Annotated in this window: 23 protein-coding genes, 1 tRNA gene and 1 riboswitch; of the genes, 12 read left to right on the top strand and 12 right to left on the bottom strand. The window is 66.5% G+C overall.

The annotated features are described in order from the left end of the window. Window positions 1-383 precede the first annotated feature (383 nt). The 5 genes from AUL36_RS23720 to AUL36_RS08070 form a co-directional block, all read right to left on the bottom strand. Window positions 384-545: a hypothetical protein gene (locus AUL36_RS23720; RefSeq protein WP_156418309.1), complete on the bottom strand. Its 162-nt coding sequence runs from the start codon at window positions 543-545 to the stop codon at window positions 384-386. A gap of 63 nt (window positions 546-608) precedes the next feature. Then, window positions 609-685: transfer RNA gene (locus tag AUL36_RS08085), tRNA-Arg, on the bottom strand. A 93-nt stretch (window positions 686-778) separates the two neighbouring features. Next, a complete protein-coding gene (locus AUL36_RS08080; RefSeq protein ID WP_062219600.1) occupies window positions 779-1,513 on the bottom strand; it encodes an ABC transporter permease in 735 nt (244 codons plus the stop codon). Then, window positions 1,510-2,451 carry an ABC transporter ATP-binding protein gene (locus AUL36_RS08075; protein ID WP_058600163.1) on the bottom strand — a complete coding sequence of 314 codons (942 nt, stop codon included), beginning with the start codon at window positions 2,449-2,451 and terminating at the stop codon, window positions 1,510-1,512. Before AUL36_RS08075 ends, AUL36_RS08080 begins: the two co-directional genes overlap by 4 nt. After that, window positions 2,448-3,665 (bottom strand): ABC transporter permease, encoded by a 1,218-nt coding sequence (locus tag AUL36_RS08070; RefSeq protein WP_062219598.1) that lies wholly within the window; start codon window positions 3,663-3,665, stop codon window positions 2,448-2,450. Before AUL36_RS08070 ends, AUL36_RS08075 begins: the two co-directional genes overlap by 4 nt. A gap of 224 nt (window positions 3,666-3,889) precedes the next feature. On the opposite strand from AUL36_RS08070, the gene AUL36_RS08065 reads away from it, so the two are divergent. Together AUL36_RS08065 and AUL36_RS08060 are read left to right on the top strand one after the other, a co-directional pair. Continuing rightward, window positions 3,890-5,020, top strand: a complete 1,131-nt coding sequence (locus AUL36_RS08065; RefSeq protein WP_062219597.1) for an efflux RND transporter periplasmic adaptor subunit — start codon at window positions 3,890-3,892, stop codon at window positions 5,018-5,020. A gap of 3 nt (window positions 5,021-5,023) precedes the next feature. Beyond that, window positions 5,024-8,179, top strand: a complete 3,156-nt coding sequence (locus AUL36_RS08060) for an efflux RND transporter permease subunit (protein ID WP_062219595.1) — start codon at window positions 5,024-5,026, stop codon at window positions 8,177-8,179. Here the strand turns inward: AUL36_RS08060 and AUL36_RS08055 are convergent. Further along, window positions 8,168-8,527 carry a TfoX/Sxy family protein gene (locus AUL36_RS08055; protein WP_062219593.1) on the bottom strand — a complete coding sequence of 120 codons (360 nt, stop codon included), beginning with the start codon at window positions 8,525-8,527 and terminating at the stop codon, window positions 8,168-8,170. The two genes, AUL36_RS08060 and AUL36_RS08055, sit on opposite strands and share 12 nt — an antisense overlap. A 199-nt stretch (window positions 8,528-8,726) precedes the next feature. Between AUL36_RS08055 and choX the strand changes: the two genes are divergently transcribed. The 9 genes from choX (at window position 8,727) to AUL36_RS08010 (ending at window position 18,320) form a co-directional block, all read left to right on the top strand. Next, a complete protein-coding gene (gene choX / locus AUL36_RS08050; protein WP_062219591.1) occupies window positions 8,727-9,668 on the top strand; it encodes a choline ABC transporter substrate-binding protein in 942 nt (313 codons plus the stop codon). A 77-nt stretch (window positions 9,669-9,745) separates the two neighbouring features. Beyond that, window positions 9,746-11,269: a choline-sulfatase gene (betC, locus tag AUL36_RS08045; RefSeq protein ID WP_062219590.1), complete on the top strand. Its 1,524-nt coding sequence runs from the start codon at window positions 9,746-9,748 to the stop codon at window positions 11,267-11,269. A gap of 100 nt (window positions 11,270-11,369) precedes the next feature. Continuing rightward, a riboswitch (glycine riboswitch) is annotated at window positions 11,370-11,457 on the top strand. Window positions 11,458-11,597: 140 nt separating this feature from the next. Then, window positions 11,598-12,917 (top strand): D-amino acid dehydrogenase, encoded by a 1,320-nt coding sequence (locus AUL36_RS08040; protein ID WP_062219588.1) that lies wholly within the window; start codon window positions 11,598-11,600, stop codon window positions 12,915-12,917. A gap of 125 nt (window positions 12,918-13,042) precedes the next feature. After that, window positions 13,043-13,648 (top strand): N-acetylmuramidase domain-containing protein, encoded by a 606-nt coding sequence (locus AUL36_RS08035; protein WP_062219689.1) that lies wholly within the window; start codon window positions 13,043-13,045, stop codon window positions 13,646-13,648. Between the two features lie 92 nt (window positions 13,649-13,740). Next, complete coding sequence (otsB, locus tag AUL36_RS08030) at window positions 13,741-14,502, top strand: trehalose-phosphatase (RefSeq protein WP_062219586.1); 762 nt, start codon at window positions 13,741-13,743, stop codon at window positions 14,500-14,502. Then, window positions 14,499-15,950: an alpha,alpha-trehalose-phosphate synthase (UDP-forming) gene (locus AUL36_RS08025; RefSeq protein ID WP_058600172.1), complete on the top strand. Its 1,452-nt coding sequence runs from the start codon at window positions 14,499-14,501 to the stop codon at window positions 15,948-15,950. The genes otsB and AUL36_RS08025 overlap by 4 nt, the downstream gene beginning before the upstream one ends. Before the next feature lie 76 nt (window positions 15,951-16,026). Then, window positions 16,027-16,668: a 2-dehydro-3-deoxy-phosphogluconate aldolase gene (locus tag AUL36_RS08020; RefSeq protein ID WP_058600173.1), complete on the top strand. Its 642-nt coding sequence runs from the start codon at window positions 16,027-16,029 to the stop codon at window positions 16,666-16,668. A gap of 111 nt (window positions 16,669-16,779) precedes the next feature. Further along, window positions 16,780-17,649, top strand: coding sequence for an alpha/beta hydrolase (locus AUL36_RS08015; RefSeq protein ID WP_062219687.1), 870 nt, complete (start codon window positions 16,780-16,782; stop codon window positions 17,647-17,649). Next, window positions 17,646-18,320 carry a GNAT family N-acetyltransferase gene (locus AUL36_RS08010; protein WP_062219584.1) on the top strand — a complete coding sequence of 225 codons (675 nt, stop codon included), beginning with the start codon at window positions 17,646-17,648 and terminating at the stop codon, window positions 18,318-18,320. Before AUL36_RS08015 ends, AUL36_RS08010 begins: the two co-directional genes overlap by 4 nt. Window positions 18,321-18,378: 58 nt before the next feature. On the opposite strand, the gene AUL36_RS08005 is transcribed toward AUL36_RS08010, so the two are convergent. The 6 genes from AUL36_RS08005 to AUL36_RS07980 form a co-directional block, all read right to left on the bottom strand. Beyond that, window positions 18,379-18,822: a hypothetical protein gene (locus AUL36_RS08005; protein WP_058600175.1), complete on the bottom strand. Its 444-nt coding sequence runs from the start codon at window positions 18,820-18,822 to the stop codon at window positions 18,379-18,381. A 204-nt stretch (window positions 18,823-19,026) separates the two neighbouring features. Then, entirely contained in the window at window positions 19,027-19,302 is a 276-nt protein-coding gene (locus AUL36_RS08000) for a hypothetical protein (protein ID WP_062219582.1), read from the bottom strand. Window positions 19,303-19,318: 16 nt separating this feature from the next. Beyond that, window positions 19,319-20,449, bottom strand: a complete 1,131-nt coding sequence (locus AUL36_RS07995) for an autotransporter outer membrane beta-barrel domain-containing protein (protein WP_062219580.1) — start codon at window positions 20,447-20,449, stop codon at window positions 19,319-19,321. Between the two features lie 90 nt (window positions 20,450-20,539). Then, entirely contained in the window at window positions 20,540-21,520 is a 981-nt protein-coding gene (locus AUL36_RS07990) for a 2-hydroxyacid dehydrogenase (RefSeq protein WP_062219577.1), read from the bottom strand. Window positions 21,521-21,531: 11 nt separating this feature from the next. Continuing rightward, window positions 21,532-22,569 (bottom strand): LacI family DNA-binding transcriptional regulator, encoded by a 1,038-nt coding sequence (locus AUL36_RS07985; RefSeq protein ID WP_062219575.1) that lies wholly within the window; start codon window positions 22,567-22,569, stop codon window positions 21,532-21,534. A 157-nt stretch (window positions 22,570-22,726) separates the two neighbouring features. Next, entirely contained in the window at window positions 22,727-23,194 is a 468-nt protein-coding gene (locus tag AUL36_RS07980) for a MarR family winged helix-turn-helix transcriptional regulator (RefSeq protein ID WP_062219573.1), read from the bottom strand. Between the two features lie 144 nt (window positions 23,195-23,338). Here AUL36_RS07980 and AUL36_RS07975 point away from each other — a divergent pair, with 144 nt between their 5' ends. Continuing rightward, on the top strand, window positions 23,339-24,187 hold the full coding sequence (locus tag AUL36_RS07975; protein ID WP_062219571.1) for a creatininase family protein: 849 nt from the start codon (window positions 23,339-23,341) through the stop codon (window positions 24,185-24,187).

Raw genomic sequence — 24,187 nt, 5'->3', positions numbered from 1 at the left:
GATACCCTGTCGCTGGCTTATACCAAGGACCATGGATCGGGGCGGCATTCGATCGACGCCTCATAGTCCGAGGCTTCGAAGAATCTGGCACACTCGCCGAGTTTGAAGCCATCGACGAGTTCGCCGATCGTAGCCCGGAGCCATGGAGCGCTCCTCCTTCCGGCTTTGCGCAAGAGCGCCTTCAGCTCTGAGACGATCCTCCCGATCCTCTGGAACTCAGGATCGTCGCGTGGCAGGCAAGCGACCTTGCGCGTCGGGTTGCAGGGGACCTCCTCATCAGCCCGTGCACGAGAGCTGGACCGCAGGACATTGCTGTCACAGGTTCTGTCGGCAATGACGGCCACCGCCTCACAATGCTTGCAAGATTAAATAACGGCTGTTGCTTAGGCCCAGTTCTCGTCTTCCCCCGTCGTGGCGCAAGGAGCAGCCTGCGAACCGAAGGAAGCGGCGGCAATCAGCGAGATCACCCGTGCGCCTTCGCCCAGCGCGTTGAGGTCGCCGATGACGAGGTTCGGATCATGGGGAGAAAATCGGACCTGCTCCACACCCTCGTCGCCACGTCGAGCGGGGAAACGGCGGCGTTTGCGGTTCGCAGTTCTGTATTGAAATGGCGCACCCGACAGGATTCGAACCTGTGACCTTCGCCTTCGGAGGGCGACACTCTATCCAGCTGAGCTACGGGTGCCCGGCCTGAATCAAGTTCAGGCTCTGGGGAGTTGATACAGGAGGACGGGAGGGGAGGCAAGGTGCGATCTTGCGATGCGCTGCGGGCCTGCTGTCAGGCGCGGCGGGCGAGGCGCTGCTCGAGCCAGGAGAGCGCGTCGTGCAGGAGGATGGCGAGCGCGCCGACGATCGCGCCGCCCTGGACGATGAAGGCGAGATTGTCCGATAGAAGGCCGGCGATCACGACTTCGCCGAGCGTGCGTGCACCGACCGTCGAGCCGATCGTCGCCGTGCCTAGACCGATCACGGCCGACAGGCGCAGGCCCGCGACGACGAGCGGCAGCGCGAGCGGAAGCTCGATCTGGAGAAGGCGTTGCCAGCCCGTCATGCCGACGCCGCGCGCCGCTTCCACGACCGGGCGCGGGACGCCGGTGAGGCCCGCGATCGTCGTTTCGAAGATCGGTAGGAGGCCATAGAGGAAGAGGGCGACCAGCGTCGGCGCTTCGCCGAAGCCCATGGCCGGTACGGCCAGCGCCAGGACGGCGACGGGCGGAAAGGTCTGGCCGATATTGACGACGGAACGCGACAAGGGAAGGAAGTCCGCCCCCGCCCGGCGCGTGACAAAGACGGCCATGGCGACCGCGAGAAGCGCGGCACCCAGCGTCGCGATGGCCGTGATCTTCAGATGCGACAGGGTGAGCGAGAGAAGATCGCCCTTGTCGTAGATCGCTGGCGCGTTGTTCTCCGTGAGCGGTCGCAGAACGGGCTCGAACAGCGCCGGGCGGAAGAGAAAGGCGAGGAGGAGGGCCAGAAGCGCGAGGCGCCAGGCCCGCGCCAGATGCCGTGTCACGAAGCCGGTCTCGCCGCGCAGCGCAGAAGCGCGGAGGTGCGCACGATGCCGAGAAGCCGTCCTGTCGCATCCGCCACGGGGGCCGCGCCCCGGTTCGACCAGAGAAGATCGGCCAAGGCGTCGCGCCGGTTGGTGTCGGTGCGCAGCGGCGCGCCGGAGGCGGCGCCAGGCTCCACGAGGTCCTCCAGCGTGCCGAGGGAAAGAAGCTTGAAGGCTCGGTCGTTCGCGCCCAACATCTCTTCGACATAGGCGTCGGCCGGGCGGGCGAGGATTTCGGCCGGGGAAGCGCATTGGCGCAACCGGCCGTTTTCCATGACGGCGATGCGATGGCCGAGATGCACGGCTTCTTCCATGTCATGCGTCACGAGAACGACAGTGGTGCCGGTCGCCTTCTGCACAGACAAGAGATCGGCCTGCGCGCGGGCGCGGATGATCGGATCGAGCGCGCCGAAGGGCTCGTCCATCAGGAGAATGGCGGGGCGGGCGGCGAGCGCGCGGGCCACGCCGACGCGCTGCTGCTGGCCGCCCGAAAGCTGGTGCGGATAGCGCGCGGCGTAGTCCTTAGGGGCCAGCCCGAAGAGGTGCAGCAGTTCCTCGACGCGCGCCTCAACGCGCGGACGCTCCCACTTCAGGAGATTGGGCACGGTCGCGATATTCTCTGCCACGGTGCGATGAGGAAACAGGCCATGGTTCTGGATGACATAGCCGATGCGGCGGCGCAGCTCCGGCCCGTCGATCTCGCGATTGTCCTTGCCGTCGATCAGCACCGCGCCCGAGGTCGGATCGGTCATGCGGTTGACCATGCGCATGAGGGTGGTCTTGCCGGAGCCCGAGGCGCCGACGATGGTGCAGATCGTGCCGGGCTCCACCGTGAGGCTGACACCGTCCACCACGCGCGCACCGTCATAGGCTTTCGAAACGTCGCGAAACTCGATCATGCGGGCGAACCTTTCGAGAGCGGGCCTTGCGGAGGCTGGGTGAGATCGACCGCCGCATCCAGAAGGACGGCGGCCGAGAAGGCGAGGGCGACGGTCGGCAGCGCGCCCAGAAGCACGAGATCCATCGCCGTCTGGCCGAGGCCCTGGAACACGAAGACGCCGAGCCCGCCGCCGCCGATCAAGGCGGCGATCGTGGCAAGGCCGATATTCTGCACCAGCGTGATGCGAACGCCGGTGAGGATCACGGGAAGCGCCAGCGGCAGATCGACCCGGAAGAGACGCTGGCGCGCCGTCATGCCGAGGCCGCGCGCGGCGTCATGCGCGGCGAAGGGGACACCGGCGAGACCGGCCACCGTGTTCGCGACCATGGGCAGGAGCGAGTAGAGAAACAGGGCGACAAGCGCCGGGGCCGCGCCGATGCCGCGAATGCCGATTTCGCGTGCGCCGGGTACGTGCAGCGCGATCCAGCCGAGCGGCGCGATCAGGAGGCCGAAGAGCGCGATGGAAGGGATCGTTTGGAGGATGTTGAGCGAACTCAACACCGGCCCGCGCAGCGCGGCCACGCGGTGGCACAGGATGCCGAGCGGCAGGCCGACGACGATCGCCCCCAAGAGCGATCCGAGCGCCAGCATGACATGGGTGCCCGCTTCGCGCGCGAAGGCGTCTGCGCGCGGACGAAATTCCTTCATGACGGAGAGATCGTCCCAGACGCCGAGGCGAAATAGAGCAAAGAGCACGAGCCCGGTCGCGCCGAGCAGCGCCACACGCGCCAGCGGCGGTGGGCGCAGCCGCGCCAAGGCATCCGTTGCCAGAAGCGACAGGGCGAAGAGAACAAGCCAGAAGCCGGAGGCCGGGGCGACGCGGGCATAGGTGTTGGCGGCGGGCGAGAGATGGGCGGGCGCGGCACCCAGGCTAAGAAGGAGAACCAGGAGGCTTCCGAGCGCGGTGAGGAGCCGCAGGCGCGGCGAGCGGATGAAGAGTGCCACCATCGCGGCCAAGGCCAGAACCAGCGCAAGGCCGATGGCGAGTGTGGAGGGTAGCGCCTCGAACAAAGGCTTCCCGACGCCCGGAACGATGCGATTGGCGCGAAAGGTTGCGAGCGGAAGGAGACAGGCCCCAGAAGCGCCGATCACGACGAGGAGAAGGCCGAGCCTGTCCGGCCCACGCGCAAGCGCGCGGGTCGGGCCACCGATCTCCGCCTCAAGAGCACTCATACGCTGCGTCGTCTCCATCTCTGACCGGAGATTATGGGGCGGAGCGGCGCCATGTCAGCGTCCGCGCCCGAGAATCCCCAGTTCTGCGAAGGGGCGGGGTGTCGCAGTTCGCGCCGCTGTCGCACCCCGTTGACGCAACCTTTCGTCATATCCACGTCACGCGGTGGCCGTTCTCGTCAGCTAGATGCTAAGCGGCACCTTTGAATGATCGGAAATGGACAGGCATGGCCGGACGGCTTCGCAAGGGTCTTATCGTGATTCTCCTCGCCGGCGGCGTGGCCGGCGCGATCGGCTGGAGCCGCACGCGCGAGGCGTCGCAGGCCGCGCCCGTGCCAGTCGCCGCTGTCGTGCCGCAGACCACGGAACTCGCCGGGGCGGAGGTTTCCAAGGTCGAACCCCGGACGCTGACGCGCACCGTGCGCGTGTCGGGCTCGGCCGAGCCGCGCCGGGTCGGAGCCGTCAACGCCGAAGTGTCCGGGCGACTGGCCGAGGTGCGAGCCGAGGTGGGCGACAAGGTCTCGGCCGGGGAGGTCATCGCGCTCTTCGATACGACGGTTCTGCGTTCGGGCCTTGCCGCGCAGGAGGCGACACTGGAAGCGAAGCAGGCGCAGCGCCGGCTGGCGGCCTCGACGCTGGAGCGCAGTCGCAGGCTCGGCACGGCGGGGATTTCGTCGGAAGCGACGCTGCTTCAAGCCGAGGCCGATCTCCTTTCGTTGGAGGCCGAAGTGCGCGGGTTGGAAGCGGGCGTCGCGGACGCGCGCAAGTCCCTAGCGGATGCGGAGGTGAAGGCACCTTTTGACGGAACCGTGTCGCAGCGCTCGGTCGAACCGGGGCAGAGCGTACCCCTGAACACCGAACTGTTCCAAGTCGTGGATCTCACTGAAATGCAGATCGAGGCGCTGGTGCCGACCAGCCGCATTTCCGAGGTGCGCGTCGGCCAGCGGGCGCAAATGCGCATCGAAGGGTCTTCGGGCCGCGTGGTGGAAGCGGACGTCGCGCGGATCGCGCCGGTCGCCGTCGCCGGCTCGCGCGCCGTTCGGGTCTATTTGAGCGTTCCAAACGGGGAGGGGCTGCTGCGCGGCGGCTTGTTTGCCACCGGCGAGATCGCCATCGAAAGCTTCCCCGATGTGATCGCGCTGCCCTCCGCCGCCATTCGGAAGGACGAGGAGGGAGCTTTCGTGCTGGCCGCACGGGGCGGCCGCCTGTATCGCCAGCCCGTGCAGCTTGGCACCCAGTTCACCGAGCGCGGCCTTGTCGAGGTGGCGCGGGGGCTGGCGGAGGGCGATGTCGTCGTCACCGCCCCCTTGCCCGATCTCAAGCCCGATACAGCCGTCACCATCGCGGATTTGGGCTGAGCGATGTTCCTCACCCGCATCAGCGTCGCCCATCCCGTCTTCGCGACGATGATGATGGCGGCGATCGTCGTGATCGGCCTGTTCGGCTATTCGCGGCTTGGCGTCGAGCAGTTCCCGCAGGTGGACCTGCCCGTCGTCGTGGTCTCGACCAGCTATACCGGCGCTTCGCCCGAAACGGTGGAATCGGCCGTGACGCGGCCGATCGAGCAGGCGGTGAACACGATCGGCGGCGTCGATACGGTCTCGTCCCAGACCTTCGAGGGACGCTCGCTCGTGATTGTGCAATTCACGCTGGAAACCGATTCCGGCGTCGCCGCGCAGGAGGTGCGCGATCGCGTCTCCCGGCTTGAAGCGGGCTTTGCCGACGGCGTGGATACGCCGCAGGTCACGCGCTTCAACCCCGACGACCAGCCGATCCTCTCGCTCGCGATCTCTTCGGCCACCCATTCGCTGACCGACATCACCACGATCGCTGATCAGATCGTCACCAAGCGGCTGAACGTCGTGGCGGGCGTCGGCCAGACATCCATCGTCGGCGGGGCGAAGCGGCAGGTGCAGGTTCTGCTCGATCCCGAGCGCATGGAGGCGCTGGGCGTCGGCACCTCGGCCGTGCTTGACGCCATCCGCCGCGAGAACCAGGACATTGCCGCCGGCACGCTCGTGTCGGGCATCGACGAGCGCACGGTGACGGTGGAAGGCCGGATCGACGATGTGCCGGGCTTCGAGCGCATCATCGTGGCGACGGAGGGCGGCGCGCCGATCTATCTGGCGGACCTTGCCACCGTGCGCGAGGGCGGGGCGGAGCTGACGAGCCGGGCGGCGCGCAACGGCGTCCAGTCGCTCGGCGTCGATGTGGTGAAGGTGCAAGGGGCGAACACGGTTCAGGTCGCGCAGGCCCTGCGCGCCGAGATTGCCAAGCTCCAGGTCGAGCTGGGGCCGCAGGGCTACGATCTCGCCGTGTCGCGCGACAATTCGCGCGCCATCTCGGCGCAGGTGTCCGAGGTGCAGCGCACCTTGATCGAGGGCGCGTGCCTGACGGTCGTGATCGTCTTCCTGTTCCTCAACTCCTGGCGGTCCACGGTCATCACCGGCCTGACCCTGCCGATCTCGGTGATCGGCACCTTCGCCGTCGTCCATGCGCTGGGCTTCACGCTGAACACGATGACGCTTCTGGCGCTGTCGCTCGCCATCGGCATCCTGATTGACGACGCGATCGTGGTGCGCGAGAACATCACGCGCCATCTTGCCATGGGCAAAAGTCACCGGCAGGCCGCGCTGGACGGGACCAACGAGATCGGCCTCGCGGTTCTGGCGACGACGCTGTCCATCGTTGCGGTGTTTCTGCCCGTCGCCTTCATGGGCGGCATTATCGGGCGTTTCTTCCTTCAGTTCGGCGTCACGGTTTCGGTCGCCGTGCTCATATCGCTCTTCGTCTCCTTCACGCTCGACCCGATGCTCTCCAGCGTCTGGTACGATCCGCACGCCCATCCCGGCGCCAAGCGTGGGCCGATCGGACGGCTGGTCGCGCGCTTCGATCGAGGGTTCGAGCGCCTGTCGGGGGGCTATGCGCGCGTCATCCGCTGGAGCTTCCGGCACCGCATCCTCACGGTGTTCGCGACGCTCGCGATCTTCGTGGCGAGCCTGATGCTCGTGCCGCGCATCGGCGCGGAGTTCCTGCCCGAGGGGGATAATGGCGAGTTCACCGTGTCGTTGGAAGCGCCGGAAGGCTCTTCGCTCGAATACACGGCGATGAAGGTCGCGCAGGTCGAGCGCGTGCTTCGCGCCCAGCCCGAGGTGATGACGACCTATTCCACCATCAATTCCGGCGGCTCGCGCGGCTTCAATGCGGCCAATGTCGCCGTGACGCTGAAGCCCATCGCGGAGCGCAAGCGCTCCACGGCGGAGGTCGTCGCACCACTGCGCCCGGCGCTGTCGCGCATCGCGGGGCTCACCGTCTCGATCAATCAAAGCGCCATGGGCGGCGGCGGGGGCGGCGGAGCCTCCTCCAAGCCCTTACAGTTCTCGGTGCTCGGTGAAAGCCCGGCCGAGCTGAAGCGCATCTCAGGCCAGTTGACCGCGGCGCTGCGCGCGATCCCCGGCGCGATTGAGGTCGAGTCTTCGATCGAGGACGAGCAGCCGACGCTGGCGATCCGGGTGCGGCGCGAGGCGGCGAGCGATCTCGGCATCACGCTGACCCAGATCGGCGACACGCTGCGCCCGCTCGTGGCGGGCGACGCCGTCTCGGTCTGGAACGCGCCGGATGGAGAGACCTATGACGTGATGGTGCGCCTGCCCGAAGAAGGCCGTGCGCGGGCCGAGCAGCTTCGCGCGCTGACCATCGCCACCGGCCGGCGGGACGCGGAAAACCGACCCGTCACGGTCGCGCTCGATCAGGTGGCCGATGTCGTGGACAGCGTGGCCGCGAGTTCCATCAACCGGCGCGATCTCCAGCGCGAAGTGCGCATCTCGGCCAATGTCTCCGATCGGGCGCTGGGGGAAGTCACGTCGGATCTTCAGCGCGAGATCGCCAAGCTCCAACCGCCGCCGGGCTATCGCATTTCCTTCGGCGGCGATGCCGAGAACATGGTGGAGAGCACGGGCTATGCGCTGCAGGCGCTGGGGCTCGCCGTGATCTTCATCTACCTGATCCTTGCCTCGCAGTTCGGCTCCTTCCTCCAGCCGGTCGCGATCATGATGTCGCTGCCGCTCTCCTTGATCGGCGTGCTGCTCGGCCTCTATGCCACCGGCTCGACACTCAACATCTTCTCCATCATCGGCTTCATCATGCTGATGGGCCTCGTCACCAAGAACGCGATTCTGCTGGTGGACTATTCCAACCAGGCGCGGGCCAGGGGCGTGGACTTGCGCGACAGTCTGGCGGAGGCCGGCGCGGTGCGCCTGCGCCCAATTGTGATGACGACGCTTGCCATGATCTTCGGCATGGTGCCGCTGGCGCTGGGCTTGGGGGAGGGCGGCGAGCAGCGCGCGCCCATGGCCCATGCGGTGATCGGCGGGCTGATTTCCTCTACCATCCTGACCCTGATCTTCGTGCCGGTGGTGCTGACCTATATCGAGGGCTTCAAGCGCCGCACGCGCCGCTTTATGCCGCGCTCGGCCGACGATCCGGCTTTGGCGGAGCAGGCCACATCAAAGCTCTGAAACCGTCTTGCGCCGGCGCGGCGGCTTTGCGGCCCCCGAGCGCAAGGCCGCTTCGAAGGCGAGGCGGACCCAGTGCGCCAGCGTCTCGGAATCGTCCAGCGCCTCATCGGGGATCGACCAGTAGGGCATGAGAACCGGCCGTCCTCTCTGGCCCTCATAGGTCCATTGATGGGCGCCGGCCTCTGCGAAGAGCGGGGCGCTCGTCGCGTCGGCCTTCAGGAGGATTTCGTCGCGCAAGTCGATCGCGACGATCAGGCCGGCGTGATAGATGCCCTTGCCGCCGAACATGCGGCGGATGGTCACCGATCCGAGGCCCTCGAACATCTCCCGGATATCGTCGTCATTCATCGCGCTTGGGTCTCCAGGCGTTGCGTGCGAGTGCGCCGGAGGGGCCGGGTCCTGCTCCCGGATCGGCCGGATCAGCATAGCGCGTTCCTTTCCAACGGTGCAGACGAATGGAAATGGTCTTGAAAGCCGGCGTGGTCTCGGTCCTGATACGGGATCGGTAAGGCGTCCCGACGATGCCCTTCCAGAATCGAGGTTTCCGATGCTCCGTTCCGCCCGCTTCGCCGCCGCCGCGCTCCTTGCCGCCGCCGCGCTTCCCGGCGCTGCCTTCGCCGCCGATCCGGCCGCTTGCAAGATCGTGCGCATGTCGGACCCCGGCTGGAGCGACATCACCTCCACCAACGCGCTGGCGAGCACCGTTCTGGACGGGCTCGGCTACACCGCGAAGATCGAGACGCTCGGCGTGCCGGTCGGCTATCAGGCGCTCGCCAATAAGCAGACCGACGTCTTCCTCGGCAACTGGATGCCGGCGCAGACGAAGTTCCGTGACGAGCTGGAGGCCAAGAAGGCGGCGGACGTCCTGACCAAGAATCTGGAAGGGGCCAAGTTCACGCTGGCCGTGCCGAACTACGTGGCCGAGGCCGGCGTCAAGGACGTGAAGGAACTCGCCGCCAACGCGGACAAGTTCAAGTCCGAGATCTACGGCATCGAGCCGGGCGCGCCGGCCAATACTAATATCCAGTCGATGATCGACGCGCCGGCCTATGGCTTGAAGGGCTGGAAGCTGGTGGACAGTTCCGAGCAGGGGATGCTCGCGCAGGTGAAGCGCGCCGAGCGCTCCAAGGAGTGGATCGTGTTCCTGGGCTGGGCGCCCCATCCGATGAACAACATGGGCATTACCTATCTGTCGGGCGCGGACGAATTCTTCGGCCCGAACTATGGTGGCGCGGAGGTCTATACGCTGGCGCGCGCGGGCTATGCGGGAGAATGCCCGAACGTCGCCAAGCTCTTCTCGCAGATGCATTTCACCGTCGAGATGGAAAACGAGATGATGGCGGCGCTGGCCGACGGTACCGACGCCAACAAGGCCGCCAAGAGCTGGCTCGCCAATCACCCCGCCGTTCTGGAACCGTGGCTCGCCGGCGTCACCACGCTGGACGGTCAACCGGGTCTGGCGGCGGTGAAGGCCAAGATCGGCGCCTGACCGATCCCCTCTTGTCTTGCGGCGGCGCTTCTCGAAAGGCGCCGCCGTTTCTGTGTTCTGCGATTTGAGAGAGCGCCATGACCGACGCCCGCCGCCCCAACATCCTCGTCATCATGGTGGACCAGCTCAATGGCACCTTGTTTCCCGACGGGCCGGCGTCGTTTCTCCATACGCCGCATCTCAAAGCCCTGGCCGAGCGCTCGGCGCGCTTCGTGAACACCTACACGGCGAGCCCGCTTTGCGCGCCCGCCCGCGCGTCCTTCATGAGCGCGCAACTCCCGTCCAAGACGCGCGTCTATGACAACGCGGCCGAATTTGCCTCGGATATTCCGACTTTTGCCCATTATCTGCGCCGCGCGGGCTATCGCACCGCGCTGTCGGGCAAGATGCATTTCGTCGGCCCGGACCAGCTTCACGGCTTCGAGGAGCGCCTGACGACCGATGTCTACCCGGCCGATTTCGGCTGGACGCCGGACTACACCAAGCCCGGCGAGCGGATCGACTGGTGGTATCACAATCTCGGCTCCGTCACCGGGGCAGGGGTGGCCGAGATCACCAACCAGCTCGAATATGACGACGAGGTCGCCTACCACGCCAAGGCGAAACTCTATGATCTGAGCCGGGGCCATGACGAGCGGCCCTTCTGCCTGACTGTCTCCTTCACCCATCCGCACGATCCTTATGTCGCGCGGCGGCGCTTCTTCGATCTCTACGAGGGCGCGCCTCATCTCCTCCCCGAAATCGGCCGGCTGCCCAGCGAGGCGCAGGACCCGCATTCGCGCCGTCTCATGGCCGCCTGCAACGATCAGGACTACGACATTTCAGACGAGATGATCGCCCGCTCGCGCCGGGCTTATTTCGCCAATATCTCCTATATCGACGAGAAGGTGGGGGAGCTGATCGAGGTGCTGGAGGCCACGCGCTTGGCCGACAACACCGCCATCCTCTTCGTCTCCGACCATGGCGACATGCTGGGCGAGCGCGGTCTGTGGTTCAAGATGAACTTCTTCGAGGGCTCGGCGCGCGTACCCCTGATGCTGGCCGCGCCCGGCGTGGCTGCTGGCACGTTCCGGCAGCCCGTTTCGACGCTGGATGTCCTGCCGACGCTCGCCGATCTCGCCGGCGTCGATCTCGGCTCGGGCGCGGACTGGATCGACGGCGTGTCGCTGATCGACACGATGGCGCGCGGCGCGCGGCGCGAGGCCGTTCCGATGGAGTATGCCGCCGAAGGCTCGGTCGCGCCCATGGTCTCGATCCGCGAGGGGCGTTGGAAGTTCAACCGCTGCCCGGCCGACCCGGACCAGCTGTTCGACCTCGACGCCGATCCGCACGAACTGACCGATCTGGCGGGTGATCCTGCCCATGCGCAGACGCTGGCGGCTTTCGCGCAAAAGGCCGAATCGCTGTGGGATCTCTCTCGCTTCGACCAGGAGGTGCGCCAGAGCCAGGCGCGCCGGCATGTCACCTACGAGGCGCTGCGCAACGGAGCCTATTATCCCTGGGATTTCCAGCCGCTTCAGAAGGCGTCCGAGCGCTACATGCGCAACCATATGGATCTGAACATTCTGGAAGAGTCGCAGCGCTTCCCGCGCGGCGAATAGAATTGCCACGATTTTGAGCGCCGTGCCTTAACTGAGGCACGGCGTGCCGGCTCTTCGCGCTTGCTGCGGCATGGGATGTCGCGTATCGTAAAGTCCATATTCGCTGTATGCGGGAGAGACCGGCATCTGCCGGCGCCGAAGGAGCAACCGCCCCGGAAACTCTCAGGCAAAAGGACCGCGCGGCGCTAGACACATCCGGAGAGTGACGGCGATTCCACGCAGCCGTCCGCCGAAGGAGAAAGCGGTTTCGGGGGATAATTCCCGTGCCGTGAAACTCTCAGGCCAATGACGGAGGGGCACGACCAGACCCGATGCGCTCGGGCGAAGGATGATCGTGACCTCTGTTGCCGTTATTGGCGCCGGTATCACCGGCGTAACCACCGCCTATAAGCTCATGTCCCAGGGCCTTGACGTGACGGTGTTCGACCGGAACGCCTATTCGGCCATGGAAACCTCCTTCGCCAATGGCGGCCAGCTTTCGGCTTCCAATGCCGAAGTCTGGAACTCGCCGGCTACGTTCCTGAAGGGCATCAAGTGGATGCTCAAGAAGGACGCCCCGCTGCTCGTTCATCCGGGCCCGACCTGGCACAAGCTGTCCTGGATGTTCGAATTCGTCATGGCCGCCCGCTCCTACGAGGAGAACACGGTCGCGACCGTGAAGATGGCCATCGCCGCCCGCCAGCACCTGATGGACATGGCCGAGCGGGAGGGGTTCGACTTCGACTGCGTGAAGCGTGGCATCCTGCATGTCTATGAGACGGAATCGGAATTCAAGCACGCGCTGCGTGTCAACGAGCTTTATGCCAAGGGCGGTCTGCACCGCGACGTGCTGGACAATGCCGGCATCCATCAGATCGAGCCCGCGCTCGCTGGCACGTTCCGTGGCGGCTTCTTCACGCAGAGCGACTTCACCGGCGACATCCACAAATACACGCGCGGCCTTTCGGCAGCCTGCGAGCGCAAGGGCGTCTCCTTCCGCTACGAATCCGACATCACGCAGCTTTCCACCCGCGAGGGCGGGGGCGTTGCCGTCTTCTCCCGCAAGGCAGGGACGGAAGACGAGGGCATCAGGCAGGATTTCGATGCGGCGGTGATCTGCGCCGGCGTCGGCTCGCGCCGCTTTGCCGCCATGCTGGGCGACCGGGTGAACGTCTATCCCGTGAAGGGCTATTCGATCACCGTCAATCTTGAGGACGAGGCGAGCCGCGAGGGCGCGCCCTATGTCTCGCTTCTGGATGATAAGGCCAAGATCGTCACCAGCCGCCTCGGCGCCAATCGCCTGCGCATCGCCGGTACGGCGGAATTTGCGGGAGAAAACCGCGACATTCGCATGGCCCGCATCAAGCCGCTGGTGGACTGGTGCCGCTACCGCTTCCCCGGCGTCTCGACCGCCTCGGTCGTGCCCTGGGCGGGCCTGCGCCCGATGATGCCCGACATGCTGCCGCGCGTCGGCCGGGGCAAGGCCAAGGGCGTCTATTACAACACCGGCCACGGCCATCTGGGCTGGACGCTTTCGGCCATCACGGCCGACACGATCGCCGCCGAAGTGGCCGGTGATTACAAGGCTTCCGGCACCCCGGTGCGCGGCGAGTTGAAGTCGGTCGACACGGTTCGTGCCGAGGCCGAGCGGCTGACGGAAGCGGCCTGACGCAGCCCTTTCTAGCGGCTCACGAGGGGCGCTGGAAGGCTCTCGTGTTCGAAATCTATCCCCATTTTATCCCCGCCCGCTGGCGAGCGCCCATTCTGGCGCTCGTTCAACAGGCGGGGTTTTTCATGCCGATCTCCAGGGAAGTTCTTGATGCCACGCGCGAGGTCGAGCGCGCCACCGGCACACCGGCGGCCGCGCTCGTCGCCATCGCCATCGTGGAAACCAATGCGCGCGCCTTCGCGCCGGTGGGCGAGGGGCGCGAGCCGCTGATCCGCTTCGAAGGCCATGTGTTCGATCGGCGCCTCAACGAAGAGAAACGCCGGATCGCGCGCACGGCTGGCCTTTCCGCACCGCGCGCCGGCCAGATCCGCAACCCGGCGGGGCAAGACGCGCGCTGGCGTCTCCTGCGCCAGGCTGCGGCGATCGATGCGAATGCTGCCTATGAGGCGACCTCCTGGGGCTTGGGGCAAGTGATGGGCCTGCACTGGCAGACGCTCGGCTATGCCAGCGCCGCCGCGTTGGCCGAGGAGGCGCGCCGGTCCGCCGAGGGGCAGTTCAATCTCGTCGCGCGTTTTCTGAAAACCGGCCCGTTTGTCGAGCGGCTGGAGCGAGGCGATTGGGAAGGCTTTGCTCGGCTCTATAACGGCCCCGGCTTCACCGCCAACGCCTATGACCGGAAGATCGAAAGCGCCTTCCGGCAGGCCTCGCGCCTTCTCTCCAACGCGGCTTAACCCGCCAAACGAAGCGAGGCGGGGGAAGCAAAGCGGCCTTTTTGCGGCATCGGCATGTTTCCAAATCGGCAAAAAGGCCTATCTCGGAAGGCATGAACCTACCGCCTCCGATCGACTCCGCCCGCCACGCGCTCTTCATCGACTTTGACGGAACGCTGGTGGATCTCGTGGACGACCCGACCGGCGTCGTCATCTCGCCCGAGGCGGTGGAGCGCCTTGGGCAGTTGCAAGCGGCCTGCGCTGGGGCCTTCGCCGTCGTCAGCGGCCGGTGCATCGCCGATCTCGACCATTTCCTCCAGCCCTTGCAATTCGCCGCGGCCGGCGTTCACGGGCTGGAGCGCCGCGACCAGCCGGGCGCGCCGGTCGTGCCGCTCGCCGGCCCGGAAGGGCTCGATCCGATCCGCGTGGCGCTCGCGGCGGGTGTCGTCGCGGAGCCTCGGTTGCGGCTTGAGGATAAGAAGACCGCGCTCGTCGTACATTATCGCGGCTTTCCCGAGTTGCAGGAGGCCGCGATCCGCCTCGTCTCGGCGGCGGTCGGCGAGGAGCCGGGCTTCGCCGTGATGAAGGGTGACAACATCGTCGAGGTGCATCTGGCCGGCATGGACAAGGGCAAGGCCATCGAAGCGCTGATGGCCCATGCGCCGTTCCAGGGGCGTCAGCCCATCTATGTCGGGGACGACACGACGGACGAATTCGGCTTCTATGCCGTTCGCAAACTGGGAGGTGTCTCGATCAAGGTCGGCGACGGAGCGACCGAAGCGGAATTCCGTCTGGCCTCGGTAGACTCGGTCCATCGCTGGCTCGGGGTTGCGAGGCGGGAGGCCTCGCAGCAGCAAGGGGAAACACAGTCATGAGCGAAACCCAACAGCGACTTGTCGTCGTCTCGAACCGCGTCGGCCCCTTGAGCGACGAAGGCAAGGCGGGTGGGCTCGCCGTCGGTCTCGCTGACGCGCTGCGCCGGCGCGGCGGCCTTTGGTTCGGCTGGAGCGGGGAGGTGTCCCCGGATGCCGCCAGCAGCGACTATCGCACCGAGACCCACGGCCATACCTCGCTCACCACGATCGACCTGACGCAGGAGGAACTGGACGGCTTCTATTTCGGCTATGCGAACCGTTCTCTCTGGCCACTCCTGCACTACCGGCTCGACATCGCCTCCTTCGACCGTGCTTCGGCCCGGACCTATCGGCAGGTGAACCGGCGCTTCGCCGAACGGCTGAGCCCGCTTCTGACGCCCGACGATCTCGTCTGGGTCCACGACTACCACTTCTTCTTCATGGGACAGGAACTGCGGCGCTGCGGCTATGACGGGCGGCTTGGCTTCTTCCTCCATATTCCCTTCTGCCCGCCCGATCTGATGTCCGCGCTGCCGGGCAGCCAGGACATGGTGCGCGCCATGCTGGCCTATGACGTGATCGGCTTTCAGACCGAAGGCGACCGGCGCAATTTCGTGGCCTTCTGCGTGCAGGAACTGGGCGCGGAGGATATCGACGGAGACCGCGTGCGTACGCAGGACGGGCGTATCGTGCGCGCGTCTGCCTTTCCGATCGGCATCGACGCGCATGGCTTCGCGGAATTCGCCCTGTCGGACGAGGCGCGCGAGCACGAGGCCATGGTGCGCGACATCTCGCGCGGCCGGCACCAGATCGTCGGCGTCGATCGCATGGATTATTCCAAGGGCCTGCCGGAGCGCTTTCGCGGTTTCGAGCAGCTTCTAGAGGACGAGCCCGAGCAGCGTGGCAATGTCCAGTTCCTCCAGGTTGCGCCGCTCTCACGCTCCGAACTCGAAGCCTATGCCGATTTGCGGGTCGAGTTGGAGGGGCTGGCCGGCAATATCAATGGCCGCTTCGCGACGCTCGACTGGAACCCGATCCAGATCATGGTCAACGGCTTCACACGCCGGGCCCTCGCAGGCATCTACCGCGCCGCGCAGATCTGCATGGTGACGCCGCTGCGCGACGGCATGAACCTCGTCGCCAAGGAGTTCATCGCCGCGCAGGACCCGGCCGACCCTGGCGTCCTCATCCTGTCGCGCTTTGCCGGAGCGGTGGCAGAGTTGCCCGAGGCGCTGATCGTCAATCCCTATTCCACCGACGAGATCGCCCACGCCCTGTCGCGCGCGACCGCCATGCCGCTGGAAGAGCGGCGCGAGCGTCATGAGGCGATGCGCGCCCGCGTCTTCGCCAACACGGCCCATAATTGGTGCGAGACGTTCCTGGCCGTTCTGGACGATCGCAACGAGCGTGAGTTGCAGCCGCGCTCCTGGTGGCATCGCCTCGGCTTTGGCGGCGCGCCGCGCTCCTAAAATCGTTTCAGCTCGGCCGCCGATGGTTTAAGGAGGCGGCGGACACTTGTGACCTGCCGCCCGAAGGGACCGGACGATGACCCAGAAGACCCATGCGCTGCTCGAAATCCTGCAAGTTCAGCCGGTCATGCCCGTCGTGGCGGTGGAAAGCGCAGCCGACGGCGTGAAGCTCGCGCGGGCGCTGGCCGAAGGCGGCCTGCCGGCCATCGAAGTGACGCTGCGCACCCCGGCCGCGCTCGACGCGATCCGCGCCATTTCGGCCGAGGTGCCGGAGGCGATCTGCGGCGCGGGCACGATCCTGACGCCGCGCCAGTTCGACGAAGCCGTCGAGGCCGGCTCGCGCTTCATCGTCTCGCCCGGCACGACGCATGAGGTGCTGGACGCCGCCAAATCGTCTGACGTACCGCTTCTGCCGGGCGCGGCGACGCCGAGCGAACTGATGGCCATGATCGAGGAAGGCTACGAGATCCTGAAATTCTTCCCGGCCGAGCAGCTGGGCGGCATTCCCTATCTGAAGTCGCTCGCCCCGGTTTTCCCGAAGATTCGCTTCTGCCCAACGGGCGGCGTATCGCCCAGCAATGTCGGCGATTATCTGGCGCTGCCGAACGTCATCTGCGTCGGCGGCTCCTGGGTCGCGCCGAAGGACATGGTGTCGGCCGGCCGCTTCGACACGATCACCCAGCTCGCCCGTGAGGCGGCTGCGCTGCGCGTCCGTTAAGGCTCTCCGTCAGGGGAGGGAGGCTGTCGCCCGACTCCGACCACCCGCCTTGCGGTGGCGATTTTTCGCCGCCGCACCATCTTCTCGCGCGACCTCTGCTTTGGATGTGCCATGCCGCGCCTGTTTCCCAGCCTTCTCGGCCTCCTGTCGCTTTGCGTGCTCGCGGGCTGCTCGGGGCCGGCCGTTCTCAACGCGCTGACCTCACGCGCCGGTTTCGAGACGACCCGCGATCTGGGCTATGCGCCGGGCGAGCGCGGAACCTACGACCTCTACGTTCCCGACAATGCCGACACCCGCACACCCGTCGTCGTGTTCTTCCATGGCGGCAGTTGGGACGGGGGCTCCAAGTCGCTTTATCCCTTTGTCGGCCAGTCGCTGGCGACGGCCGGCTTCGTGGTGGCGATTCCCAATTACCGGCTCTACCCGCAGACCGTCTTTCCCGGCTTCGTGGAGGATGGCGCGCGCGCCGTGGCGGCGGTTGCACGCCTTGCCAGCCAGGGCGGCCACGGACTGCCCGCCGGGCGCCATCCGCTCTTCGTCATGGGCCATTCGGCGGGCGCGCAGATCGGCGCGCTATTGGCCTTTGACGGGCGTTATCTCCAGCGTGTCGGGCTCGATGCGCGAGCACTATCGGGTTTCATCGGGCTGGCCGGGCCTTATGATTTCCTGCCGATTCAAGAGGAACGCTACAAGCGCATCTTCCCACCGGCGGTTCGAGCCGACAGCCAGCCCGTGCGCTTTGCCAGCGGCCGCGCGGCCCCGGCGCTGCTCATCACGGGTCTCGCCGACACGACGGTCGAGCCGAAGGAAACGCAATCCATGGCCCGCGCCATTCGCGAGAAGGGCGGACAGGTCGAGGTGCGCACCTATCCTGGCCTCGACCATGTGGGTGCTGTCAGCTCCCTTGCCACGGCGCTGCCGCTGGGTAACCGTGATGTCCGAGATAGCGTGATTCGCTTTGTGAAAGACCATTCGAGATGACCGAACGCTCCCTGGCGAACTGGCAGCCGCGCGCCCTTCCCGGCAACGAGCCGTTGGTCGGCCGCCATGTTCGCGTGGAGCCCATCGTGGACGACCGGCATTTCGCCGATCTCGAAGCGGCCTTTCGCGGCCATGACGCGCTCTGGACCTATCTCGCCTATGGGCCGTTCGACGGGGCGGACGCGTTTTTGCGCTATGCGCAGGCGACCTATCTTTCCACCGATCCGAAGTTTCACGCGATCATCCCCGCCCTTTCCGGCAAGGCGGAGGGCGTCGCGGCGCTGATGCGGCTCGACCCCGCCAATGGCGTGGCCGAGATCGGCCATATCTGCCTTGCGCCCTCGCTCCAGAAGACGCGCGCTTCGACGGAGGCTTTCGCACTTCTCTATGGGCGTGTCTTCGACGAGCTGGGCTATCGCCGCCTGGAATGGAAATGCGAGAGCACCAACGCGCCCTCGCGCCGCGCGGCGGCGCGCTACGGCTTTCAGTACGAGAGCCTGTTCCGCCAGCATATGGTCGTGAAGGGCCGGAACCGGGACACGGCCTGGTTCTCGATCATCGATCCGGAATGGCCGGTGGTGAAGGCCGGTTTCGAGCGCTGGCTGGCGGACGAGAATTTCGACAGCGAGGGCCGTCAGCTCCGCTCGCTCGAAGCTTGCCGCGAGGCTTAACGCCCAAACACAAACGGCGCCTGAAGGCGCCGTTGCCCTGCTCTGAGGAGGATCAGGCTCAGCCGCGCGCGGGCACGATCGTGATCAGCGCGTTGTTGGGATAAACGCTCTCATACATCACGCCGTCGCCCGGCATGAACTCCAGAACCGTTTCGCCGTGATGGTCGGTCATCACCAGCGACCCATCATCCTTGCGCTCCCAATAGGCGACACGGGCGAGGTCCGGCGACTTCGCGCAGGACGGACCCATGGGCACGCGATGCACCACATCGTCCTCAACCGGACCATTCACCTTGCAGCTTGCGCCATTGCGCAGATCGATCAGGCGAACCGCCTCTGCGGCGGCCGGCTGGCCGTCGACGGGGATCGAGGCGGTGATCTCGGGCGCCGGCGACATGGCGGCCACGAGGCTGTCGGTCGAGGCGACGGCAGGCCCCTGAAGATAGGAAGCCAGGATCGTACCCGCGAATCCTACGACGAGAGCGACGGGGGCGAATCTCATATTCGATCTCCTACGGCACAGGCCCCGCGCGCGTTGGGAGGAAAAGCGCGAGTGTCCTGAAAATCGAGGCGAACGGGCCACACTGACGCGACCATGTTCACTGAGGAGGCACTATCACCCCATTAATCTTACCTGAAGGTTAACGCGGCGAATTTGCAACGAGTTTTTCGCAAGTGCGAGATGGATCCTTCGTCAGGATCGGCGTCACATCCGGGTCGAGGCAGGAGATTCCGAGGCCATTTCCACGCGTTTCGACAGGCGTCGGGGAATCAATCTGCTCGCGCGATAAGCGCCCGGCCGATAGAGCCTCTTCAACCGCGCGGGCTTCTTCCGACGGGCGATCAGCTTGTCGATCACCGGGTCGCCCGCCTGGCCGTAACGCTTCGACGCCGAAGCGAATCCGCTTCGGCACAGCGCGGACCAAGGTCGAATGCGCGTAGCTGAATGCGCGGCGGGCAGATGGTGCACCAGGAGCCACATCCTGATCCAACTCGCGCTAGAACTTGCCGCTGATCTTCATTTCCATCGAGGAGCGAGGCGCGGCGTTCTCCCAGACCGTCTTGTGCTCAATGCGGGCGCTCCAATCGGGCGTGATATCGGCGCGGATGCCGGGCGTGAAGGTTAGGCTGGCGAAGCCCGAACGGCCGAACGCATCGTCAGCGCCAATGGCGCGGGTGCGCGAGAGGTCGCGCAGCATCTCGACGCGCAGGCCGGGGCGCAGCGATAGCCCATAGGCCTTCAGCGTGTAGTCGGTGCGCAGGCCCGCCACGGCCGAGGCCTTGCTCGCTCCGATCCCGTTGGAGGTGGAACCGAACGAGGGCATATCAGTCCCGAGCCGCGAGACCTGTGTGCGGCCATAGGGCGAGATCATCCAGGGGCCGCTGCGGTGCTCATAGCCGAAGGTGAGCGCGCCGAAGCCCTGCGCCAGCCCACCGACAAAGGCTGAGCTCTCCTGCGTACGGCTCTCAGTGAGCCGCGCGCCGCCCGCCACGACATCCACGAAGGTTCGCTCGGTCGGATGGAAACTGCCATAGGTGGCGAGACTGAGGGCGCTGACGGTGGAATCGCCGATGCGCTGGTCGATCCCCAGCGCCATGCCGAGCGAGGCGCGCGAGGACAGCGCCAGATCGAAGCCGCCCGACAGGCCGGCTGAGCTGCGACCGCCATCCAGCATTCCCGAGCGGGCGCGGCCCATCTCGACTTCGCCGGCAGTCCAGAGATTGAGCGGCGTCGCGCTCTTGGCCTGCCGACGGATTTCGAGCGTCCGATTGGGCACTTCGCGCGCGTTGAAATCGTCGTCCAGATAAAGGCTGGGCAGAACCGGCATGGGCACTGGATCGAGAAACGGGTCCAGCGTGCGGTCGGCATGGGCCTGGCCGATGCGCAGCGTCAGGTCGAGATCGGTGTTGTCGGTCTGCGCGGGGTCGCGCAACTCTTCCATCCGCTCGCCCAGCCGGGCGATCGTGCCCGACGCCAGATCGGCGGCGAGACCCGTGGAGCCTTCGACGGTCTGCGCGGCTTGCGCAGGCGAGGACAGGAGACCTACGCCTAGCGCCGCCGGCAGAAACATGTTTCGAAGCCATGCCCTGGGGAGATGGGGCACGGCTGTGAGCAAGGCGTCGGTCATGAACCGCCTCCCTGTATTCCGATGCTTAAAATTCTTCGCATCGCAATATGACGCCAAGCTGGCGCGGGCGGAACCCTCAGTTCGCGCGTATCAGCCCTGCCGACGCGTCAGACCGGCCTTTTCGCTTTCGGGAACGGGCGTTTCCAGCCGCTCGCCGGCAAACCAGCGCGACAGATTGTCGGCCACAAGGTTGCCCATCAGAATGCGGGTGTCGCGCGAGGCGGAGGCGACATGCGGCAGGAGAACCGTGTTGCGCAAGGCGCGCAGCCGCTCGGGGATGCGCGGCTCGTCCGCGAAGACATCGAGCCCTGCCGCCGCGATCGTGCCTTCTTCCAGCGCCTCGATCAGCGCGGGTTCATCGACCGTCTTGCCGCGCCCGATATTGATGAGGATGCCCTCGTTACCGAGCGCGGCGAGAACTTCCGCATTCACCGCCTTCTCCGTCGCGGGCCCGCCGGGCGCGGCGATGAGGAGGATATCGGACTGCTCCGCCAGCGCTTCGAGCGATGCATCATAGGGATAGGCGACGTCGCTGCGCTCGGAGCGGTTGTGATAGCGGATCTTGACGCCGAAGGCTTCGAGCCGATGCGCGATGGCAAGCCCGATGCGCCCGAGGCCCATGATGCCGACCACCTTGTTGCGCAAGGAGAAGCGCGTCAGCGGATAGGGGCCGGAGCGCTCCCATTCGCCGGAGCGCGCATGGCTCTCGGCATGGTGCAACTCGCGCACGGTCATGAGCACGAGGGCGACGGCGGTGTCGGCGACTTCCTCGGTCAGGACATCGGGCGTGTTCGTTACCGCCACGCCGCGCTCGGCCGCATGGGCCGCGTCCACCCCGTCATAACCGACGCCGAAATGGCCGACGATCTCCAGCGCGGGCAGGGCGTCCATCGTCTCGTTCGGCAGATGGCCGGCGACCGCCACGGCCTTGACCTCGGCGCGCTCGGCCTCGCTCAAGCCTTCGAGGGTGCGGCTCTTCTGGTGGCGAACCGTGAAACGGCGTTCGAGTTCGGCCAGGCCGTCGCCGTTGTAGGGGCCGAAGACGAGAACGAGGGGGGAGGGGGAGGCCAAGGCGTCGTCCTTCAGGATTGAGGCGGTTCGGAGCCGGTATGTTTCAGGAAGCTGGAGCGGCGGATGCGAAGCTCCGGCTTGATGAGTTCCACCTGCTCCACGGCGGGCGCACCGGACAGACGGGCCAGAAGCGCGCCGGCGGCGCGGTGGCCGACCTCGCTCTGGCCGTTGGAGACGGTGGTGAGCGGCGGCATGGCGATGGCCGCCTCGTCGATGTCGTCATAACCGCAGACGGCGATATCGACGCCCGGCCGCAGCCCGGCGCGCGACAGGCCGTACATCAGTCCGAGCGCGACGAGATCGGAAAAGCAGACGACGGCATCCGGCCGGTCGGGCAGGTCCAGAAAGGCGCTGGCCGCGTCGAAGCCGGAATGGCGCGAGCGCGGCCCCTTGATCCACCATTCCGGGCGCACGGGCAGGCCGGCTTCCTCCAGCGCGTTTTGATAGCCGCGCTGACGGTCGCGTCCGGTCGAGGTCTGTTCGGTGCCCCCGATCAGGGCGATCTTCCGGTGCCCTTCCTCGATGAGATGGCGCACCACGAGCGACATGCCGTAGGTGTCGTCGCCCCGGAACGAGGTGACGCCCGAGCCCTCGACGGTTCGCGCGATCAGCGTCACCGGCAGGTCGTTGGTTTCGGCCAGATGAATGTCGGAAGCGGGCGTGTCGATGGCGGGCGACAGGATCAGCCCGTCCGCGCCGAGCTGCAGCAGCGTATCCAGAAAGGCGCGCTGCTTGGCCAGATCGTCATAGTGATTGCAGAGAATGAAGGTCTGTCGGTGCCGGTCCAGCTCGTCCTCGATCGACTTCAGGATTTCCCCATAGAACGGGTTCATGATGTCGTGGACGCAAACGCCGACAATGCCGGATTTGGAAGTGCGAAGGCTGGCGGCGCGGCGGTTGTAGATATAGCCGGACTGGCGCGCTTCTTCCTTGATGCGCTCCCGCGTCGCCTCGGCCACGAGCGGGCTGTCACGAAGCGCCAGCGACACCGTTGCCGTCGACAGGCCGAGCGCCTCGGCGATCGTCGATAATTTGACCTTTTGAGCCACCTATACGCCGTTCCGCACTCGCCCGGTTGTCCCTGACCTATGGGTTTAAGGACTGGCCGGCGCGCGCGCAACAGGAGGTGTGCGGGATGCCCGCTGGCGAGCCGGTTCGGGTGGGTGTTCAATGCGCGGACAGCGTCGTCCCACACCGGGGAAGGGGTTACTCGTCGCTCTCCGGCGCCAGCATGGCGTCGTCCACCGCGCCGAGATTGCGCTCGATGCGGCGCAGGAGCTTTCGCAGAAGCTTGCGCTGCTTGGCCGAGAGACCCGCGAGCGCGCGCTTTTCGGTGGCCGCCTGCGCGCGCCGGACGCCCTCCACCAGCGACTGTCCGCGCTCCGTCAGATGTACCGTGCTGCCGCGCCGCTCCGGAGGGCCGGCGCGCTTTTCCACCAGGTCCTGCGCGGCCAGGCGGCTGATCGTCTTGGTGACGGTGGGCGGGCGAACGCTCAGCTTGTCCGCGAGATCGCGCAAGGTAAGGTCGTCATGATCGGCGATCACGAGCAGAGCGGTATCCTGGCCGGGATGCAGGCCCTCTCCGGCGAGCCGGGCCGACAGGCTGGTGCGGGCCGCGCGGGAGGTCAGCGTCAGCTGCCCTAGAACCTCGCGCTTCTTCTTCTTGCCTCTCATGCCGCTCCCATGCCCTCTCTTCGCGCGGGCAGCATGAACCGGAGCCCATGTCATAGTCCATCCGAAACGCCGCGCTCGCCGGTTTGCAGCGCTTGCGGGGGACGTTAAGAGGCTCCATCCGTTCGAACGCCCGGAAGGCCCGCCATGACGACGCTTCGCCCCCGCTTCGAAGAGAACACCAGCGCCGGTCTGGCGGCGCTCGGCCCCGCTCTCGCAAAGGCGGTCGCCGTCGTGCCTATCGCCGCGATCGAGCAGCATGGCGCGCATCTGCCGCTCGGCACGGACGCGATCATCGCCGATGCCATGGTCGAGCGCGCGCTGGAGCGTTTGCCGGACGGACTGATGGCGACCTTCCTGCCGGTGCAGCGAATCGGCACGTCCGACGAGCATTCGAACTTTCCGGGCACCCTGTCGCTCGACTGGCGAACCGGGGTTGAAACCCTCCTGCGGATCGGGGAAGGGCTGGCGCGAACGGGCTTCCGCCGCCTTTGCATCGTCTCCTCCCATGGCGGCAACACGCAGGTCATGGAGCTCGCCGCGCTCGATCTGCGCCGCCGGTTCGGCCTCCTTTGCGCCACCGCCGCTTGGCAGCGCTTCGGCCTGCCCGAGGAGCTGGTGCCCGAAAATGAGCGGGCGATCGGCATTCACGGCGGGGCGGTGGAAACCGCGCTGATGATGGCGTTCCGGCCCGATCTGGTGGTGACCTCGAATGTTCAGGATCAGCCCTCGCGCCAGAGCCGCATGGCGGAAGAGTTCCGGCATCTGCGCGCCCATGGTCGGCTCGGCTTCGGCTGGATGGCGGAAGACCTGAACCCAGTCGGCACGGTGGGCGACGCGCGGCTCGCCAGCCCTGAGATGGGCGAGGCGATCGCCCGGCATCAGGCGGCGCGCCTCGTAGAGCTTCTCCAGGACATCGCCCGCTTCGATCTTGCGACAGCCCCCGTGCAATCGCCATCGGGCGGGACTATATCGGGCGCACCTTTCATGGAGTGA

It is taken from the genome of Aureimonas sp. D3, assembly GCF_001463805.1.
GTDB lineage: Bacteria > Pseudomonadota > Alphaproteobacteria > Rhizobiales > Rhizobiaceae > Aureimonas > Aureimonas ureilytica_A.
The sequence above is the reverse complement of the archived record's forward strand: the minus strand, read 5'-3'. Positions and strand labels throughout refer to the sequence as shown.

Coding starts and splice junctions, on each gene's coding strand:
- AUL36_RS08075 (WP_058600163.1), bottom strand. CDS start 2,451: ATGATCGAGTTTCGCGACGTTTCGAAAGCCTATGACGGTGCGCGCGTG.
- AUL36_RS08070 (WP_062219598.1), bottom strand. CDS start 3,665: ATGAGTGCTCTTGAGGCGGAGATCGGTGGCCCGACCCGCGCGCTTGCG.
- AUL36_RS08065 (WP_062219597.1), top strand. CDS start 3,890: ATGGCCGGACGGCTTCGCAAGGGTCTTATCGTGATTCTCCTCGCCGGC.
- AUL36_RS08060 (WP_062219595.1), top strand. CDS start 5,024: ATGTTCCTCACCCGCATCAGCGTCGCCCATCCCGTCTTCGCGACGATG.
- AUL36_RS08055 (WP_062219593.1), bottom strand. CDS start 8,527: ATGAATGACGACGATATCCGGGAGATGTTCGAGGGCCTCGGATCGGTG.
- choX (WP_062219591.1), top strand. CDS start 8,727: ATGCTCCGTTCCGCCCGCTTCGCCGCCGCCGCGCTCCTTGCCGCCGCC.
- betC (WP_062219590.1), top strand. CDS start 9,746: ATGACCGACGCCCGCCGCCCCAACATCCTCGTCATCATGGTGGACCAG.
- AUL36_RS08040 (WP_062219588.1), top strand. CDS start 11,598: ATGATCGTGACCTCTGTTGCCGTTATTGGCGCCGGTATCACCGGCGTA.
- AUL36_RS08035 (WP_062219689.1), top strand. CDS start 13,043: ATGCCGATCTCCAGGGAAGTTCTTGATGCCACGCGCGAGGTCGAGCGC.
- otsB (WP_062219586.1), top strand. CDS start 13,741: ATGAACCTACCGCCTCCGATCGACTCCGCCCGCCACGCGCTCTTCATC.
- AUL36_RS08025 (WP_058600172.1), top strand. CDS start 14,499: ATGAGCGAAACCCAACAGCGACTTGTCGTCGTCTCGAACCGCGTCGGC.
- AUL36_RS08020 (WP_058600173.1), top strand. CDS start 16,027: ATGACCCAGAAGACCCATGCGCTGCTCGAAATCCTGCAAGTTCAGCCG.
- AUL36_RS08015 (WP_062219687.1), top strand. CDS start 16,780: ATGCCGCGCCTGTTTCCCAGCCTTCTCGGCCTCCTGTCGCTTTGCGTG.
- AUL36_RS08010 (WP_062219584.1), top strand. CDS start 17,646: ATGACCGAACGCTCCCTGGCGAACTGGCAGCCGCGCGCCCTTCCCGGC.
- AUL36_RS08005 (WP_058600175.1), bottom strand. CDS start 18,822: ATGAGATTCGCCCCCGTCGCTCTCGTCGTAGGATTCGCGGGTACGATC.
- AUL36_RS08000 (WP_062219582.1), bottom strand. CDS start 19,302: ATGTGGCTCCTGGTGCACCATCTGCCCGCCGCGCATTCAGCTACGCGC.
- AUL36_RS07995 (WP_062219580.1), bottom strand. CDS start 20,449: ATGACCGACGCCTTGCTCACAGCCGTGCCCCATCTCCCCAGGGCATGG.
- AUL36_RS07980 (WP_062219573.1), bottom strand. CDS start 23,194: ATGAGAGGCAAGAAGAAGAAGCGCGAGGTTCTAGGGCAGCTGACGCTG.
- AUL36_RS07975 (WP_062219571.1), top strand. CDS start 23,339: ATGACGACGCTTCGCCCCCGCTTCGAAGAGAACACCAGCGCCGGTCTG.